Below are 17,107 nucleotides of genomic sequence, written 5' to 3' on the forward strand. Positions count from 1 at the left end.
CCCGATGATCGCCGGCAGTCTGTGGCCGCCCCTCGTGGCGGCTGTTCTCGTGGTGCTGGCGGGGCTGTTCGCCGCGGCGGACGCTGCCCTGGCGGGGTTCTCACGGGCGCGTGCGCAGGAGATGCTGCAGGACGGTCGCAGCGGTGCACGGCGCCTGGTCGCCGTACTCGATGACGCGCCGCGGCACCTCAACACGGCGCTGCTGCTGCAGCTGCTGTGCGAGATCGCGGCCGTCGTGGTCGTCACGCTGTACATCGATGAGCGCCTGGAAGCCTCGTGGTGGGCGCGGGCCGGGCTCGCGCTCGGCGTGATGCTGGTGGTCACCTTCGTGGTGATCGGCGTCGCCCCGCGCACCGTCGGCCGGCAGCACGCCGAGACCGTCGCGATCTGGTCGTCCTGGCCGCTGTCGGCGCTGACCACGGTGCTGGGGCCGCTGCCGAAGCTGCTGATCCTGGTCGGCAACTCGATCACGCCGGGTCGCGGTTTCAGCGAAGGTCCGTTCTCCACGGAGACCGAGCTGCGCGAGATGGTCGACATCGCCGAGGCCTCGGAACTGATCGAGGCCGAGGAACGACGGATGATCCACTCCGTGTTCGAGTTCGGTGACACGACCGTGCGCGAGGTGATGGTGCCCCGCGGTGACGTGGTCTACATCGAGACGTACAAGAACCTGCGCCAGACGATGTCGCTGTTCCTGCGCACCGGTTACTCCCGCGTGCCCGTGATCGGCGAGAACCTCGACGACGTCCGCGGGATCGCGTATCTCAAGGACGTCGTGCGGCGTGACTTCGAGGCACCGGACGTCGAGCTGACCCAGCGGGTCGAGGAGATCATGCGCCCCGCGTTGTGGGTGCCCGAGTCCAAGCCGGTCGACGACCTGCTGCGCGAGATGCAGGTCCGCCACCAGCACGTCGCCGTCGTCGTCGACGAGTACGGCGGCACGGCGGGCCTGATCACCATCGAGGACCTCCTCGAGGAGATCGTCGGCGAGATCACCGATGAGTACGACGAGGCCGAGATCGAGGTCGAGCACCTCACCGGTTCCGGCGAGGGCGTCGTCCGTGTCTCGTCGCGCTACCCGGTCGACGACCTCGACGAGATCTTCGGCTTCCACATCGAGGAGGAGGACGTCGACTCGGTCGGCGGCCTGCTCGCCAAGCACCTCGGCAAGGTGCCGATCCCCGGCTCGATCGTCGAGGCCCACGGCCTGCGCTTCGAGGCCGAGGAGCCGTCCGGTCGTCGCAAGAAGATCGGAACCGTCCTGATCTCCCGGATCAGTACGTCGTCTGGGCCGTCAGGCTCTTGAGGAACTCCTCGAGCTCGGTGCCGTGGTCGGCGTACTCACCGCCACCGCACAACGCGATCGCCCGCAGCGCGAAGTCGCCGGCGCGGTAGCCGTAGGCCAGTCCTTCGACGTCGCCGGGTGAGCCAGTGAAGGGGACGCCGACGAACTGGCTCTGGACCTGCACGGCGTCGGCGTTGACGTGGTTGGTGAACAGCTGCGCGACGGCGGGCCCGAGCTCTGCCGTGGCACCGGCCTGCTTGATGCTGAGACCGATGTAGTCCTTGGCGACGTCTTCCGACGTCGGCTTCGGGTCGGTTCCCAGCCCGGCAGGCTGGTTGAGCGTCACGATGCAGCGCGTGTCGCCCACCTGCCACTGCCGCGTGCCCGCCTCCGTCTTGAGCTCACGCCAGTCCGACGGCGCCGGCTGGACCGCCCACGTCAGGTCCTTCGGCGGAGCGCCGGTGACGATCTTCGCCTGGAGCTCCTCCTCCGACAGTCCGTCGGAGTCTGTCTCGGTGCTGTCCGACGACTCCGTGGCGTCGCTGGACGGCGTCTTCGTGTCGGTGCCGCCCGAGTCACCGTCGTCCTCACAGGCCGTGAAGGTGAAGAGCAGGCTGGCAGCGAGGACCCCGAGAAGTGAGCGATTCATGGGGGAGTCCCTGCCCCTGCCAGCTCATCGCAAACGGACCGTAGGTTGACCGAGCTCGTCGAGTAGCGGCGAGCGCCAGCGAGTCGCGTGTCGAGAGGCCCGCCGCCCGTTGGTCGAGGAGGTTGCGCAGCAACCGTCTCGAGACCACCAACTCTCCACAGGTCGGGATCCGGCGAAACCTCAGTGAGGCGACGCGGTCATTGTGTGGTTCTGCAGGCACTGGGTGAACGCCGGACCACACAATCACGGGGCTCGCTGCGCGCCTCGCTCTCGCGACCTGAGGCCAACGCGCTTCAGGCGCCAGGAACGATCCGCAGGTCCCGCTGCGCACCACCGTCGAGCGCGGCCAGTGCAGCCTGGTACGCCTCCGAGTCGTGGGCGGCCCGGGCGGCGTCGACACTCTCGAACTCGATGACGATCGTGCGGGTGTTCAGGCCGGCTTCGTAGACCTGTTCGGGCAGGCCGCGGGCCAGGAAACGGCCACCGGCGCCGGTGAGTGCGGGGCCGGCGAGGGCGGCGTAGGCCGCGACCTTGTCCGCGTCGTAGACCTCGGGGTACGTGCTGATCCAGTAGGCAGGCATGAGGTCCATCATGCCGTCGGTGATACTCGACCCATGTCCGACCTGTCGTCCGAGGATCAGAAGCTCGTCACTCTCGCCCGCGCCACCCGCGCTCGCATCAACGCAGCGGAGGGCGCGGCCGTACGTGACACCGACGGCCGGACGTACGCAGCGGCGACCGTCGACCTGCCCTCGCTCCACCTGACGGCCGTCCAGGCCGTGATCGCGATGGCCGTGGCGTCGGGGTCGACCGGCGTCGATGCCTGCGTGCTCCTTGGGGCGGCAGAGGACCTGACCGAGCCCGACGAGGCCGTGCTGCAGGACTTCTCCGGACCCGACGGGGTCGCGATCCATCTCGGCGATGCGCGCGGCATGATCGGCAATTCCTTCACGTCGTGAAACCCGACTGTCACCGGTCGGGGGTAGCCTCGGAACGTGGCAGATCGCGGCTGGCACCAGCACCAGAACGCCGTCGAGAGGCTCGCGTCGTCGTACGCCGCCATCCCGACGGGTGAACCCGTGCGCCTTTCGAAGCGCACCACCAACCTCTTCCGTGCCCGTGCGGCCACCACGGCGCCCGGTCTGGACGTCGGCGGCCTCGATGGCGTGATCGAGGTCCTCGCCGACAGCCCGGACGGACCGGTGGCCGAGGTCCAGGGCATGTGCACCTACGAGGCGCTCGTCGACGCGACCCTCCCGCACGGCCTGGTTCCGTACGTCGTCCCACAGCTGCGCACGATCACGCTCGGCGGCGCGGTCACCGGGCTCGGTATCGAGTCCACCAGCTTCCGGCTCGGCCTCCCGCACGAGTCGGTCCTCGAGATGGACGTCTTCACCGGAGGCGGTGACGTCGTCACGACGCGACCCGGCGACGACCTGTTCGATGCGTTCCCCAACTCCTACGGCTCGCTCGGCTACGCCACCCGGCTGCGGATCCGGCTCGCCCCGGTGCCGACGTTCGTCGCGCTGCGCCACCTGAAGTTCGACGACGTGGACCTGTTGGCGAAGACGATGGCCGAGATCGCCGCCACCCGGGAGTACGACGGCGAGCGGGTCGACGGGCTCGACGGCGTCTCGTTCGGCCCCGGGGAGCACGTCCTCACCATCGCTCGCTGGACCGATGAGCCCGGCCCGACCTCCGACTATGCCGGGCAGGACATCTACTTCCGGTCGCTGCAGGCCTGCGACCGCGACCGGCTCACCACCTACGACTACCTCTGGCGCTGGGACACCGACTGGTTCTGGTGTTCCGGTGCGTTCGGTGCGCAGAACCCGCGGATCCGCCGGTTCTGGCCCCGCCGCCTGCGCCGCTCGGACGTCTACATGCGCCTGCTCCACCTCGACCGCCGCTTCGACATCGCCGACCGCCTCGACCGCCGCGCCGGGCGCCCGCAGCGGGAACGGGTGGTGCAGGACGTCGAGGTGCCGGTCGAGCGGCTGGGGGAGTTCCTGGAGTGGTTCGACGAGGAGGTCGGGATGCGCCCGGTGTGGCTGTGCCCGCTCGTCGCCCACCGGCCCTGGCCGTCGTACCCGCTGGAAGCCGGACGGTTGTACGTCAACATCGGGTTCTGGGGCACCGTCCACGTCGGCCCCGAGGCGACCGACTCGCCGCGCAACCGCGCGATCGAGGCCAAGGTGCACGAGCTCGGTGGTCACAAGTCGCTCTACTCCGAGGCGTTCTACGACCGCGAGACCTTCGACGCGCTCTACAACACCACGCACCTGGCCGCGGTGAAGCGCCGGTTCGACCCTGATGACCGCTTGACCACCCTCTACGACAAGGCAGTGAGGAGCCGATGAAAACCACCACCCCCCTGACCATCGCGGACGCCTTCGGCATGCTGATCGCCGACGAGCTGCCGCTGCGCTTCACGGCGTACGACGGCAGCGCGATCGGTCCCGACGATGCTCCGTTCCACTTCCACCTCGCGACCGAACGCGGGCTCTCGTACCTCGTCAGCAGCGTGGACCCGGACCTCGCCCTCGCCCGCGCGTACGTCGCCGGCGACCTGATCCTCGAGGGCGCCCACCCGGGGGACCCCTATCCGATGCTGGTGGCCCTCAAGGAAGGCATCAAGTTCCGCCGGCCGTCAGCGACCGACGCCCTGATGCTGGTGCGCACGCTCGGCCTCAGCCGGTTCCTGCCGCCGCCCCCGCCGCCGCAGGAGGCGCCGGGCCGGATGCGCCGTGTCATCGACGGCGTGCGGCACAGCCTGGGTCGCGACGCGGAGGCGATCAGCCACCACTACGACGTCTCGAACCGCTTCTACGAACTGGTCCTCGGCCCGTCGATGACCTACACCTGCGCGGTCTACCCGACCGCTGAGGCAACCCTCGAGGAAGCGCAGTTCGAGAAGTACGACCTGGTTGCCCGCAAGCTCGACCTGAAGCCGGGCCAGCGCCTGCTCGACGTCGGCTGCGGCTGGGGCGGGATGGTGCGCCACGCGGCGCGCGAGTACGGCGTGAAGGCGCTCGGCGTCACCCTCTCCGAGGAGCAGGCGTTCTGGGCGCAGCAGGAGATCAAGCGCCAGCGGCTGGACCACCTGGCCGAGGTGCGCCACCTCGACTACCGGTTGCTCGAGGAGACCGGGTTCGACGCGATCAGCTCGATCGGCCTGACCGAGCACATCGGCATCAAGAACTACCCGTCGTACTTCGGCTTCCTGCACGACCGCCTGACCCCGGGTGGCCGGCTGCTCAACCATTGCATCACCCGGGCCCACAACCGGCCGACCGACACCGGGGCCTTCATCGACCGGTACGTCTTCCCGGACGGCGAGCTGACCGGCTCCGGCACGATCGTCGCCGCGATCGAGGACGTCGGTTTCGAGGTGCAGCACCACGAGAACATCCGCGAGCACTACGCCCGGACCCTGGCGGGCTGGTGCCACAACCTCGCCACCAACTGGGACGAGTGCGTCGCCGAGGTCGGTGAGAACACCGCCCGGGTGTGGGGCCTCTACATGGCGGGGTCGCGGTTGTCCTTCGAGCGCAACGAGATCCAGCTCCATCACGTGCTGGCCACGAAGACCGACGCTGAGGGGGCGAGCGGCTACCCGCTGCGGCACCGTTTCTAGTCGAGGCTCCAAACCCCGATAACCTTCGCTGGTGAGCACCAGGGCCCAGCAGTACGACGCCGACGTGGTCGCGCGCGAGCAGCTGACGCCGCACCTGGTGCGCCTGACCCTGGACGTGCCCGGCTTCGTCTCGACCGGCATTGCCGACGAGTGGGTGGGGCTGGTCGTGCCGGGGCAGTTCCAGAGCCGGTACTACACGGTTCGTTCGGTCGAGGGCAGCACGCTGGTGCTCGACATCGTGGTCCACGAGGTCGGCCTGGTGACCGAATGGGCGCTGACCGACCCGGTCGGCCAGCGGGTGACGATCACCGAGCCGAAGGGTTCGTTCCTGCCGCCGGTCGACGCCGCGTGGCTGCTGCTCGTCGGCGACCTGACGGCACTGCCGGCGATGGCCCGGATCGCCGCGACCCAGGGCGCGGCATTGCCGACCCGGATCGTGGCCGAGGTGCCCGCCGACTCGCGGATCGAGGGCTACTTCCCCGACGGGGCGGACGTCACCTGGCAACCCGGTGACGGCGAGAGCCGACTGGCCGAGATCGTGGAGGGCCTCGACTGGCCCGAGGGCGACGGGTACTTCTGGATGGCGGGGGAGTCCGCGCAGATGCGGGCGATCCGCAAGCACGTGATGCGCGAGCGCAAGCTCCCCAGCACGCACTACGACGTGATGGGCTACTGGCGGGCGGTGACCCGACGGCAGCCGCGTGCCGTCGATCCCGGTCCGATCTGGCGCGCAGGCAAGGCCGCAGGGAAGTCAGACGACGAGATCTGGGCCGACTACGACGCAGCACAGGGAGCACAGCAATGAGCGACGACGACATCGGTGACGACATCGAGCTGGACGACGACGACGACTTCGACGAGGACTTCGGTGGCCTGCCCGCCCCCGCGCCGGCGATGTTCGGCTCGCTCGACCTGCCCGACAACTACCGCAGCGGGTTCGCCTGCTTCGTGGGCCGCCCCAACGTCGGCAAGTCCACGCTGACCAACGCCCTGGTCGGCCAGAAGATCGTGATCACCTCCGACAAGCCGCAGACCACGCGGACCGTGGTGCGCGGCATCGTGCACCGGTCCGACGGCCAGCTCGTGCTCGTCGACACCCCCGGCCTGCACCGACCGCGGACCCTGCTGGGCGAGCGGCTCAACGACCTCGTGAAGACCACGTGGTCCGAGGTCGACGTGGTCGCCGTCTGCTTCCCGGCCGACGAGAAGATCGGCCCCGGCGACACGTTCCTCGTCAAGGAACTGGGCAAGGTTCGTCGTACGACGAAGATCGCCGTGGTCACCAAGACCGACCTGGCCACGCCTGAGCGGATCGCCGAGCACCTGGGCGACATCGCCGCACTCGGTGCGGAGACCGGCACCGAATGGGCCGAGATCGTGCCCGTCTCGTCGGTGTCGAACGACCAGATCGACCTGCTCGGGAACCTGCTCGTCGCGCTGATGCCGGAGGGACCGCCGCTCTACCCGGACGGCGACCTCACCGACGCACCCGAGGAGATCCTCGCCGCGGAGCTGATCCGCGAGGCCGCCCTCGACGGCGTCCGTGACGAGCTGCCGCACTCGATCGCCGTCGTGGTCGAGGAGATGGGCCTGCGCGAGGGTCGCGACGCCGACCGGCCGCTGCTCGACATCCACGCCAACCTGTACGTCGAGCGCGACTCGCAGAAGGGCATCATGATCGGCCACAAGGGCGCCCGCCTGCGCCAGGTCGGCACCGTTGCCCGCAAGCAGATCGAGGCCCTCCTCGGCACGCCCGTCTACCTCGACCTGCACGTCAAGGTCGCCAAGGACTGGCAGCGCGACCCCCGCCAGCTCAGGAAGCTGGGTTTCTGAACCGACACCGCTGTCTTGCCGCCATGCCAACTGGACATCTCGTCAAGGCAACTGCGGCGCGGCAGCGCGGCGGGAGGCGTCGCTGGCAGCTTGCTGCCCCTAAAAAATGCGCCGGAGACGCGTCTCGCGCAGTCAGGCAGCTAACCGATCGCCCAGCAGCGGCCGAACTTCTGGCCCATCGCCCACTGCTCGGCCGTCGGCCACTCATAACCCCACTCGAAGACGAGCGGGTCCTTGGCGGTGTCGGCGGCGGCGTCCTCGCACTGGCCACGTCCGGCCGCGCGGACCTTCTTCTCGCCGGGGTACTTGCCCTCGTCGAAGACGACGACGTCGATGGCACGCCACTTGTGCTTGGCCGCGCACGGCACCCGCTCGAAGTTCTTCGCGTCCGGTGCGGCGGTGCCGCACATGGCATAGCGGTCGCTGACCTTGCCCTTGCCGAGGACGCCCTTGAGGCTGGTCGTGAGCTGGGCGAGGGTCGACGTACCGGCCAACACGACCGCGTCGCAGCGGTACCAGTCGGCACCGGCGTCGGAGTCCTTCACGGTCGGGGTGAACCAGACCGGACGGATCATGCTCAGCCGAAGGCGTTCGCGGGTCCCGCCGACGTACTTGATCAGGGCCTGCGGGCAGGCGGTGGCGACCTGGGCCTGGACCCGCTCGGAGTCGACGGCCACCAGGTGTCCGTCGACCACGGCGTTGATGGTGCCGACCGCGACGGTCTCGCTGGTGTGGCTGGCCGTGCACGGCACTGCGGCGATCTCGGAGGTGGGTGCCACGGCGGTCTCGAACGGCAACGGGTAGCACGCGCCGGCCTTCGGTGCGGCCGGCGGCGGGGCCGCGACGGTCTGGGTGGCCTTCGGTTCCTTGGCGTCGTCGTCCTTTCCCTCGTCTCCGCTGCAGGCCGTCAAAGCGGCAGCCAGTACGAGGATCGACGCCAGCAGGCTGCTACGCACTCGGGAGCGTCTCCGTGGGGTCACTTGGCGGTCCTTGCCCAGCAGACCGAACGGCGGATCCCGGCCTTCCACTCGGCACCGTGGAAGAACGTGAAGCCGAACTCGAACTCGGCGGGGTAGTTCAGCCAGGCCTTGACCGACTGGGCGCAGAAGGCGCGGGTCCGGCTCTCCATGACGCGGTCGCCGGGGTACTTGTCCGCCGGTTTGCCGAGCTTGACGGTGGTGACGGCGCGCCAGTCGTGCTTCTGCGAGCACGGCACCTTCTCGCCCTCAGCGACCGACGCCCCGCGGGCGCAGCTGAGCCAGACGTCCTTGGGGCGACCCGACAACATCCCCTTCGCCGTTTCGGGCAGCGCGCGGTAGGTGGCGCTCGATGCGTTGCCGCCGACGACGTCGCAGCGGTACCAGCGGGCACCCTTGCCCCACGCCTTCTCCGACGGCCGGAACCACGCCCAGCTGATCGTGGTGCGCAGGACCAGGCTCTCGTCGGCACCGACGAACGCAGCGAACTGTTGTGAGCAGGTGGTGTAGGCGTAGGTGGCCAGCTCGGTGTCGTCGTACTCGACGTCGTCGAAGGTGGCGGGGAGCTCGCCGGTCGTGAAGGTCTCCGCGTTGTGCTTCATGGCGCAGTCGATCGTCTCGGTCGCGTTGGCGGGCCGGGCGACGTCGTCGGGGGTCAGGTTGCGGCACACGCCGTTCTTCGGGACCGCGGTGGCGTCCACGAGGTCGGGGTCGGCGTTGCCGCCCTGGTCCTCGCTGCCGCAGGCCGTGAGCAGGCCGCTGCCGAGAGTGAGCAGGCCGAGCAGGAGTACGGCGACGGCGCGTCGCTGCGTCATCGCGTGGGCTCCCTTCTCAGGCGGTCAGCAGTGCCGCGATGGTAGCGCCCAACTCGTAGGCGGCCTCGTTCGCGGCGTCGTCCACCGTGCCCAGGACGCCGAGGACGTCGTACCCCCGACGCCAGCCGAGCGCGCCGACGATCGACTCCACGGAGCGCTGGGCGCCGGTCAGGTCGTAGCGGCCGTGCAACCACAGGCCGTAGGGTCGCCCCGCCGTGTCGCCGGTGGCGTCGTCCGCGTCACCGGGGGTCCCGCTCGGGTCGAGCGAGCCGCCGATGGCCAGGAAGGTCGAGTCGAAGAAGTGCTTGAGGGCGCCGCTCATGTAGCCGAAGTTGGCGGTCGTGCCGAGGAGATAGCCGTCTGCTGCCAGGACGTCCTCGGCCGTCGCCTCCAGCGCAGGCCGTACGACGACCTCGACCCCGTCGCCCGACTGGACGTCTTCGTCGTGGGCGCCGGCGAGCACCTGGTCGAGCAGCGCCTGCATCGACCGGGTGGGGGAGTGGTGCACGATCAGCAAACGGGCCACGAAGCGAGACTAGTCCCGACGGCAGTGGCTCCCGATCCTGTTAGAGTGGGCGCATCATGATGATGCGAGCCCTTCTCCTTAGCGGCCGCAGCGAGGTCTGAAACAGCCGGACCCCTCGTTGCGGAGCGAGTTGCGCGCCCGGCGCCCCTGCAAGACCAGCCGAGGAATGTCATGACGAACCGCATCACCATCCCGAACCAGCAGCCGAGCGGTATGCCGTTCGAGCGTTACCGGGCCTTCGAGCCCGTCACCGTGCCGGACCGCACCTGGCCGGACCAGAAGATCACCCACGCACCCCGGTGGCTCTCCACCGACCTGCGTGACGGCAACCAGGCGCTCATCGACCCGATGAGTCCCTCGCGCAAGATGAAGATGTTCGACCTCCTGGTGAAGCTGGGCTACAAGGAGATCGAGGTCGGCTTCCCGTCCGCGAGCCAGACCGACTTCGACTTCGTGCGCCAGCTCGTCGAGGGCGACAAGATCCCCGATGACGTCCGCATCTCGGTGCTGACGCAGGCCCGCGAGGACCTGATCGAGCGCACCGTGGCGTCGCTCGTCGGCGCTGACAAGGCGACCGTGCATCTCTACAACGCGACCGCGCCGCTGTTCCGGCGCGTGGTCTTCGGGGTGACCGAGGCCGAGTGCATCGCCATCGCGACCCGGGGCACCGAGTGCGTGATGAAGCACGCCGAGGAGATGCTCAACGGCACCGACTTCGGCTACCAGTACAGCCCGGAGATCTTCACCCAGACGCCGACCGACTACGCGATCGAGGTCTGCGAGCGGGTGTCGGACGTGTGGCAGCCCGAGGAGGGTCGCGAGATCATCCTCAACCTGCCGGCGACCGTCGAGATGTCGACGCCGAACACCTACGCCGACCAGATCGAGTACTTCGGCCGCCAGCTGTCCCGCCGTGCGCACTCGGCGATCAGCCTGCACCCGCACAACGACCGCGGCACCGCGGTCGCCGCGACCGAGCTGGCCCTGATGGCTGGTGCGGACCGCGTCGAGGGTTGCCTGTTCGGCCACGGCGAGCGTACGGGCAACGTCGACCTGGTCACGCTGGCGATGAACCTGTTCAGCCAGGGCGTCGACCCGCAGATCGACCTGTCCGACATCGACGAGGTGCGCCGGACGGTGGAGTACTGCACGCAGCTGCCCGTCCACCCCCGGCACCCGTACGCCGGCGACCTCGTCTACACCGCGTTCTCCGGTTCCCACCAGGACGCGATCAAGAAGGGCCTCGAGGACCTCGACCGGATCGCCGCCGAGCTGGGCACGTCGGTCCGCGAGGTCCCGTGGGAGGCGCCGTACCTCCCGATCGACCCGAAGGACGTCGGCCGCACCTACGAGGCCGTGATCCGCGTCAACAGCCAGTCCGGCAAGGGCGGCGTCGCGTACGTCCTCAAGGCCGAGCACAGCCTCGACCTGCCGCGCCGCGCGCAGATCGAGTTCAGCCGGGTCATCCAGCAGCGCACCGACGCCCAGGGCGGCGAGGTCACGCCGGAGGAGATCTGGGCGATCTTCCGCGCCGAGTACCTCGACCGCGAGGCGCCGTACAGCCTGGTCGCGTTCTCCTCGACGACCGACCAGGACGGCGACGACCGCCAGGAAGTCACGATGGTGGTCCGCGGTGAGGAGCAGTCCTTCACCGGGATGGGCAACGGCCCGGTCGCGGCGTTCGTCGACGGCATGCGTCACGCCGGTGCCGACATCCGTGTCCTCGACTACGCCGAGCACGCCCTCTCGTCGGGTGGCGACGCCCTCGCCGCGGCGTACGTCGAGTGCGAGGTCGCCGGCGAGATCGTGTGGGGCATCGGCATCCACCACAACATCGTCACCGCCTCGCTCCGCGCCGTGGTGTGTGCGGCCAACCGGGCGCAGGCGACCACGATTCCCCTCGGAGCCTGAGCATGGGTCGCGCCGCGTTGGCCTCCGAGATGGTCGGCCAGTGCTTCATCGAAGGCCGACGCGGGCGCGACCGCCTCGAGTTCACCGAGTACGGCGGCGGAGACGCCTGGGTCGTCCTCGTCCCGCCGCTGCTGGTGCCGCGGCGGGTGCACGCCCACACTGCGCGCACCCTCGCGTCGTCGGGCCTGCACGTCGTCGTCCTCGACCCGCTCGGTCACGGCCGTTCCGACCGTCCCGAGGATCCGCTGTCCTACTCGGTGACGGCGTTCGCCGAGCAGGTGATCGCGCTGCTGGACCACATGGGCGCGTCCCGCGCCGTGATCGGCGGCAGCTCGCTGGGGGCCAATGTCGCCCTCGAAGTGGCCGCCGTCGCGCCCGAGCGGGTCTCCGGGCTGGTCCTGGACGGGCCGGTGCTCGACAACGCGCTGGCGGTGCAGGTCTCCGTGCTGACCCCGGTGCTCCTTGCGGCCCGCTACGCGCCGTTCACCGTCTCTCTCGCGCGCGCGGCGACCCGGCCGGTCCCGCGGCGGATGCTGCCGGAGTGGTTGCGCCTGAGCCTCGAGACCCTCGACCAGGAGCCGGGCGCCGTCGCGGCCGCCGTGCACGGCGTCCTCTTCGGCCGTTTCGCGCCCTCGTCCGACGAGCGCGCGGCCATCACCGCACGGACCCTGGTCCTGGCTCGTTCGCACGACCCGTTCCACCCGGTCGCGGACGCGGAGATGGTGGCTGACGAGATCGCCGGATCGACGATCGAGCACGCCGCCGTGCCCCTGGAGTGGCGGCGTCGCCCCGAGCGGCTCGACCTGGTCGTCACCCGCTTTGCGCGGGAGTGTGCGCGCCCCGGGTCGCGGACCCGTCGTACCCGTTCCTCCTGAGGGTGCCGCGGGGTGGCGCCCGCATTCGTCACGCCCGGACGTCACAATGGGGGAGTGCCGCTCTACCGTGACGAAGCGATCGTCCTGCGCACCCACAAGCTGGGTGAAGCGGACCGCATCATCACGCTGCTGACCCGCGAGAACGGTCGGATCCGGGCAGTCGCCAAGGGCGTGCGTCGTACGACGTCCCGGTGGGGGTCGCGGCTCGAACCGTTCACCCACGTGGACCTCCAGCTGGCCGAGGGCCGCAACCTCGACACGATCACCCAGGCCGAGACGCGCGGCGCGTACGGCGCGCAGGTCGGGCGCGACTACGACCGCTACACCGCGGGCACCGTCATGCTCGAGACCGCCGAGCGCCTCGTGGTCGAGGAGCGGGAGCCGGCGCGCCAGCAGTTCGGCCTGTTGCTCGGTGGCCTCAACGCCATGGCGGCGGGGGAACGCGGGGCCAACCACGTGCTCGACTCGTACCTGCTGCGCGCCCTGGCCATCGCGGGCTATGCCCCGGCGTTCGTGGAGTGCGCCCACTGCGGCCGCCCGCCGGTGACGGCGACCGGCGAGCTCAGCCACCACCGCTGGTTCAACCCGTCGATGGGCGGCGTGCTCTGCTCGACCTGCCGGATCCCCGGCTCGGCCACCCCCGCCCCCGAGACCCTCACCCTCCTCGGCGCACTGCTCGCCGGCGACTGGCCGACCATCGAGGCCGCCGACATCCGCCACGTCCGCGAAGCCAGCGGCCTGGTTTCGGTGTTCGTGCAGTGGCAGCTCGAACGGGGCCTGCGTTCGCTGGCCTACGTCGAGCGCTGAGGGGTTCAACCCGTCGGGTTGGGCTCCGCGCCGCCGTAGCGCCGGTCACGGCGGGCGTAGGTGTCGATGGCCTGCCAGAGGTGGCGGCGGTCGACGTCGGGCCAGAGCACGTCGGTGAAGACGAACTCGGAGTACGCCGCCTGGTAGAGCATGAAGTTCGAGAGACGCTGCTCGCCCGACGTGCGCCAGATCAGGTCGGCGTCGGGGAGCTCGGGGACGTACAGGTAGCGCGCCAGCGTGCGTTCGTCGACCTTGTCGGGATTGACCTTGCCCGCCGCGACGTCGCGGGCCAGTCCACGCGCGGCGTCGCCGAGCTCGGAGCGGCCGCCGTAGTTCACGCACATGGTGAGGGTGAGGACGTCGTTGTCCTTGGTCATCTCCTCGGCGACCTGGAGCTCGGTGATGACCGACTTCCACAGCCTCGGGGCACGCCCGGCCCAGCGCACCCGGACGCCGAGCTCGTGCATCTCGTCGCGGCGGCGCCGGATCACGTCGCGATTGAAGCCCATCAGGAACTTCACCTCGTCGGGGCTGCGCGACCAGTTCTCGGTGGAGAAGGCGTACGCCGAGATCGCCTTCACGCCGATCTCGATCGCGCCCTCGACGACGTCGAACAGGCTCGACTCGCCCTCTTCGTGGCCCTTGGTGCGCGGCAGGCCCCGCTCCTTGGCCCAGCGTCCGTTGCCGTCCATCACGATCGCGACGTGATGGGGCACGAGCTCGGGCTGGATCGCCGGCGGGGTGGCACCCGAGGGATGCGGCGTCGGCGGCCTGACCTCGGTACGACGAGCGGCGGTCGCCGCGGCAGCGCGGGTGCGTCGGGTGGAGCGAGTCACAGGGGCCAGTCTGTCAGGGCGGGTTCGCGGGGCCACGCGGGCGCGGATTCATCAAGGGATGTGGGTGAGCCGGCACTCCCCAGTGGTTGCTCACCGTGGGAAGTGCACCTTCGTCTGCATACCTTGATGAATCCCCACCCGCGGAGCCCACGCGGAGCCCAACCCGACCAGCTAGTGCTCGTCGTAGTGCGCGCCGTGCTCGGCGTGCCGGTGCCCGTCGTGGACGTAGTCGACGTGGTCGTCGTGGGGAACCGCGAGGTGGCCGCAGTCGGGGCCGTGGGCGTGGGGGTGTTCGTCACAGGTCTCGTGCAACGGCACCGTGCCCTCGGCGAACGGCTCCTTCAGGCGGGCCCGGCGACGACTCCAGATCCCGATCGGCCACGCCACGACGTAGCAGGCGAGGGCGAGCAGGACGATGGTCGGGCCGGGGGCGACGGTGGCCTTGTACGACGCGAAGGTGGCCAGCACGAGCCCGCCGACCGAGGCGAAGGCGCCGAGCACCATCGCGGCGCCGATGGTGGTCCGGAACGACCGGGTGAGCTGCTGTGAGGTCGCGACCGGGACCACCATCAGCGCCGACACGAGCAGCAGGCCGACGGTGCGCATGGCGACGGTGACGCTGACGGCGGCGAGGACGGCGACGAGCAGGTTGTAGGCCCGCACCTGCAGCCCCGCGACCCGGGCGAACTCCTGGTCCTGCGCGACCGCGAACAGCTGCGGTGCCAGCCCGACGCTCAGCCCGATGACGGCGATGGACAGCACCATGGTGACGATGACGTCGCCCGCGGAGATCGTGGTCAGTGAGCCGAACAGGTAGCGGTTCAGGGACGCCGCACTCTGCCCGTCGATGCCGCTGACCAGGATGCCGCCCGCGAGTCCGCCGTAGAACAGCAGCGCGAGGGCGACGTCGCCATTGGTCTGGCCCCGTTCGCGGATGGTCTCGATGAGGACGGCTCCCAGGACCGCGACCACGACCGCTGCCCAGGTGGGTGAGGTGTTGGTGACCAGGCCGATGGCGACACCGGTCACGGCGACGTGGCCGATCCCGTCGCCCATCAGCGCGAGCCGGCGCTGGACGAGGAAGGTGCCGATCGCCGGCGCGGCGAGGCCCGTCAACAGTGCGGCGATCAGGGCGCGCTGCATGAAGGGGAGCGCGAACAGCTCGGCGGGACTCATGGCCGCTCACCTCGCGGTCGGTCGACGGGTGAGCCGACGTGCGGCACGTGGTCGGTCTGCTTCGGTGCCGCGTCGTGATGGTGGTGGTGCGTGTGCGGCTCGGCGAACCACGGCTGGTGCACCTCGTGATCGGCGAGGGGAGCGCCGTCGTACACGGTCCGCCCGTCGCGGAGTACGACGGCGCGGTCGACCAGTGGCGCGAGCGGGCCGAGCTCGTGGGCCACCAGCACGATCGTCGCGCCGCGGGACTTGAGCCGCGCGAGGGTCTCGGCGAGCACCTGCTGGTTGGGCAGGTCCACCCCGGCGGTGGGCTCGTCGAGGAAGAAGAGCTCGGGTTCGCCGGCGAGGGCCCGGGCGATGAGGACCCGCTGCTGCTGGCCGCCGGACAGGTTGCTCACGGCTTCGCGACGGCGGTCGGCGAGGCCGACGACCTCGAGGGCGTCCTGGATCGCGGCACGGTCGGCGCGGGAGAGCGGACGCAGCAGGCGGCGGCGGGTCAGGCGACCGGCAGCCACGACCTCCCAGACCGATGCTGGGACGCCGGCCGCCGCGGTGGCGCGCTGGGGGACGTAGCCGATCCGGCACCAGTCGTCGAAGTGGTCCAGCGGGGTTCCGAACAACCGCACCTCGCCGGCGACCAGCGGCCGGAGGCCGACGAGCGCGCGGACCAGGGTGGACTTCCCGGAGCCGTTGGCGCCCATCAGGGCGACGAACTCGCCGGGCGGGACGTCCAGGTCGATCCGGCGCAGCACCGGGCGGCCGCCCAGTGCGACGCTGCCGTTGCTGATCGCCACCGCCGTGGCGGTGCCGTGCTCGGTGCTGTCCTGGGTCGTCATCGACACCCGTTGGCCGAGACGAGGGTCTCCAGGTTGGTGTCCATCAGGGAAAGGTAGTCCGAGCCCTTGGGGGCGTCGGCGGTGAGGCCCTCGATGGGGTCGAGCACGCCGTTGGTGAGGTCGAGGTCCGTGGCCAGGTCCTCGCCGAGCGCGGGCTCGAGGGGCTCGCTGAACACCGTGGTGATGCCTTCCGTCCGGATCAGTTCCTGCAGTTCGCCGAGGACGGCGCCGGTCGGCTCCGCGTCGGGGGACAGGCCCACGATCGAGGCGATGTGGAGGCCGTACTTCTCCAGGTAGCCGAACGCATCGTGGGACACCACGATCGTGTCACGCTCACAGTCCGCGAGGCCAGCGCTGTACGCCTGGTCGAGGGCTTCGAGGTCCTTGCGGAGTGCGGCGGCGTTGCTGCGGTAGGTCTTGGCGTCGTCGCCGTCGATCTTCGCGAGCTCGTCGGCCATCGCGTCGCCGAGGTCGGCCATCCGGAGCGGGTCCTGCCAGAAGTGCGGGTCGACGTCGCCGTGGTCGTGGTCGTGCTCGCCGCCCTCCTCGTCCGCGTGCTCCTCGTGCTCGGCAGCCGACTCGTCGACGGGCAACAGGTCGACGATGTCGGCGGCGTCGAGGGTCGCGCCCTCGGCGTTCTGTTCGACGGTGTCGTCCACCGCGGGCTGGAAGCCGGACTCGAAGACGACCAGGTCGGCGGCCACGACCGTCGCGGTCTGGCTCACGTCGAGCTCGAGGTCGTGCGGCTCGCTGCCGGGGTGGGTGAGCAGGTCGACCTCGGTGTCGGTGCCCTCGGCGACCCGCTCGGCCACGTAGGCCAGCGGGTAGAAGGCCGCGGCCACCGTGGTCTTGCCGTCATCGGCACCGTCGCTGAACGCCGAGCAGCCGGAAGCGAGCAGGGCGACGACGGAGAGGGCGGCCAGGCCGGAAGAGAAGCGCATGAG

18 protein-coding genes are annotated in these 17,107 nt (G+C 70.2%); 9 read left to right on the forward strand and 9 right to left on the reverse strand.

Annotation, left to right across the window (positions count from 1 at the left end):
• Nucleotides 1–4 precede the first annotated feature (4 nt).
• On the forward strand, nucleotides 5–1,306 hold the full coding sequence (locus ACOACQ_RS11390; RefSeq protein ID WP_378597717.1) for a hemolysin family protein: 1,302 nt from the start codon (nucleotides 5–7) through the stop codon (nucleotides 1,304–1,306).
• Here ACOACQ_RS11390 and ACOACQ_RS11395 read toward each other — a convergent pair.
• Nucleotides 1,275–1,934, reverse strand: a complete 660-nt coding sequence (locus ACOACQ_RS11395; RefSeq protein ID WP_378597716.1) for a hypothetical protein — start codon at nucleotides 1,932–1,934, stop codon at nucleotides 1,275–1,277. The genes ACOACQ_RS11390 and ACOACQ_RS11395 overlap by 32 nt on opposite strands.
• Nucleotides 1,935–2,227: 293 nt before the next feature.
• Nucleotides 2,228–2,515 carry a DUF1330 domain-containing protein gene (locus ACOACQ_RS11400; RefSeq protein ID WP_378597715.1) on the reverse strand — a complete coding sequence of 96 codons (288 nt, stop codon included), beginning with the start codon at nucleotides 2,513–2,515 and terminating at the stop codon, nucleotides 2,228–2,230.
• 33 nt (nucleotides 2,516–2,548) lie between these two features.
• On the opposite strand from ACOACQ_RS11400, the gene ACOACQ_RS11405 reads away from it, so the two are divergent.
• From ACOACQ_RS11405 to era, 5 genes are read left to right on the forward strand one after another with little or no spacing between them, the layout of a single operon-like run.
• A complete protein-coding gene (locus ACOACQ_RS11405) occupies nucleotides 2,549–2,893 on the forward strand; it encodes a cytidine deaminase (RefSeq protein ID WP_378597714.1) in 345 nt (114 codons plus the stop codon).
• Between the two features lie 36 nt (nucleotides 2,894–2,929).
• Complete coding sequence (locus ACOACQ_RS11410; protein WP_378597713.1) at nucleotides 2,930–4,294, forward strand: FAD-binding oxidoreductase; 1,365 nt, start codon at nucleotides 2,930–2,932, stop codon at nucleotides 4,292–4,294.
• Nucleotides 4,291–5,571 (forward strand): class I SAM-dependent methyltransferase, encoded by a 1,281-nt coding sequence (locus ACOACQ_RS11415; RefSeq protein ID WP_378597712.1) that lies wholly within the window; start codon nucleotides 4,291–4,293, stop codon nucleotides 5,569–5,571. Before ACOACQ_RS11410 ends, ACOACQ_RS11415 begins: the two co-directional genes overlap by 4 nt.
• 31 nt (nucleotides 5,572–5,602) lie before the next feature.
• On the forward strand, nucleotides 5,603–6,376 hold the full coding sequence (locus ACOACQ_RS11420) for a siderophore-interacting protein (protein WP_378597711.1): 774 nt from the start codon (nucleotides 5,603–5,605) through the stop codon (nucleotides 6,374–6,376).
• Nucleotides 6,373–7,404: a GTPase Era gene (era, locus tag ACOACQ_RS11425; RefSeq protein WP_378597710.1), complete on the forward strand. Its 1,032-nt coding sequence runs from the start codon at nucleotides 6,373–6,375 to the stop codon at nucleotides 7,402–7,404. Before ACOACQ_RS11420 ends, era begins: the two co-directional genes overlap by 4 nt.
• A gap of 140 nt (nucleotides 7,405–7,544) precedes the next feature.
• Here the strand turns inward: era and ACOACQ_RS11430 are convergent, their stop codons facing one another.
• Genes ACOACQ_RS11430 through ACOACQ_RS11440 form a run of 3 tightly spaced genes read right to left on the reverse strand, consistent with a single transcriptional unit; the run spans nucleotide 7,545 to nucleotide 9,722 of the window.
• Nucleotides 7,545–8,360, reverse strand: coding sequence for a septum formation family protein (locus ACOACQ_RS11430; protein ID WP_378597709.1), 816 nt, complete (start codon nucleotides 8,358–8,360; stop codon nucleotides 7,545–7,547).
• 20 nt (nucleotides 8,361–8,380) lie between these two features.
• On the reverse strand, nucleotides 8,381–9,196 hold the full coding sequence (locus tag ACOACQ_RS11435) for a septum formation family protein (RefSeq protein ID WP_378597708.1): 816 nt from the start codon (nucleotides 9,194–9,196) through the stop codon (nucleotides 8,381–8,383).
• Between the two features lie 16 nt (nucleotides 9,197–9,212).
• Nucleotides 9,213–9,722 (reverse strand): flavodoxin family protein, encoded by a 510-nt coding sequence (locus tag ACOACQ_RS11440; protein ID WP_378597707.1) that lies wholly within the window; start codon nucleotides 9,720–9,722, stop codon nucleotides 9,213–9,215.
• 171 nt (nucleotides 9,723–9,893) lie between these two features.
• Here ACOACQ_RS11440 and leuA point away from each other — a divergent pair, with 171 nt between their 5' ends.
• From leuA to recO, 3 genes are read left to right on the forward strand one after another with little or no spacing between them, the layout of a single operon-like run.
• The gene (gene leuA, locus ACOACQ_RS11445) at nucleotides 9,894–11,633 is read left to right on the forward strand and encodes a 2-isopropylmalate synthase (RefSeq protein WP_378597706.1); all 1,740 of its coding nucleotides are present in this window, start codon (nucleotides 9,894–9,896) and stop codon (nucleotides 11,631–11,633) included.
• A gap of 2 nt (nucleotides 11,634–11,635) precedes the next feature.
• Nucleotides 11,636–12,508 carry an alpha/beta fold hydrolase gene (locus ACOACQ_RS11450; RefSeq protein WP_378597705.1) on the forward strand — a complete coding sequence of 291 codons (873 nt, stop codon included), beginning with the start codon at nucleotides 11,636–11,638 and terminating at the stop codon, nucleotides 12,506–12,508.
• Between the two features lie 54 nt (nucleotides 12,509–12,562).
• Complete coding sequence (gene recO / locus ACOACQ_RS11455) at nucleotides 12,563–13,315, forward strand: DNA repair protein RecO (RefSeq protein WP_378597704.1); 753 nt, start codon at nucleotides 12,563–12,565, stop codon at nucleotides 13,313–13,315.
• Between the two features lie 5 nt (nucleotides 13,316–13,320).
• On the opposite strand, the gene ACOACQ_RS11460 is transcribed toward recO, so the two are convergent.
• The 4 genes from ACOACQ_RS11460 to ACOACQ_RS11475 all read right to left on the reverse strand — a co-directional run bounded on the left by ACOACQ_RS11460 (nucleotide 13,321) and on the right by ACOACQ_RS11475 (nucleotide 17,104).
• Complete coding sequence (locus tag ACOACQ_RS11460) at nucleotides 13,321–14,151, reverse strand: isoprenyl transferase (RefSeq protein WP_378597703.1); 831 nt, start codon at nucleotides 14,149–14,151, stop codon at nucleotides 13,321–13,323.
• Between the two features lie 171 nt (nucleotides 14,152–14,322).
• Nucleotides 14,323–15,327 (reverse strand): metal ABC transporter permease, encoded by a 1,005-nt coding sequence (locus ACOACQ_RS11465; RefSeq protein ID WP_378597702.1) that lies wholly within the window; start codon nucleotides 15,325–15,327, stop codon nucleotides 14,323–14,325.
• Nucleotides 15,324–16,163, reverse strand: a complete 840-nt coding sequence (locus ACOACQ_RS11470; protein WP_378597701.1) for a metal ABC transporter ATP-binding protein — start codon at nucleotides 16,161–16,163, stop codon at nucleotides 15,324–15,326. Before ACOACQ_RS11470 ends, ACOACQ_RS11465 begins: the two co-directional genes overlap by 4 nt.
• Nucleotides 16,160–17,104 (reverse strand): metal ABC transporter substrate-binding protein, encoded by a 945-nt coding sequence (locus ACOACQ_RS11475; protein WP_378597700.1) that lies wholly within the window; start codon nucleotides 17,102–17,104, stop codon nucleotides 16,160–16,162. Before ACOACQ_RS11475 ends, ACOACQ_RS11470 begins: the two co-directional genes overlap by 4 nt.
• Nucleotides 17,105–17,107: the final 3 nt, after the last annotated feature.

The sequence above is a fragment of the Nocardioides sp. CPCC 206347 genome (genome assembly GCF_048654605.1).
GTDB lineage: Bacteria > Actinomycetota > Actinomycetes > Propionibacteriales > Nocardioidaceae > Nocardioides.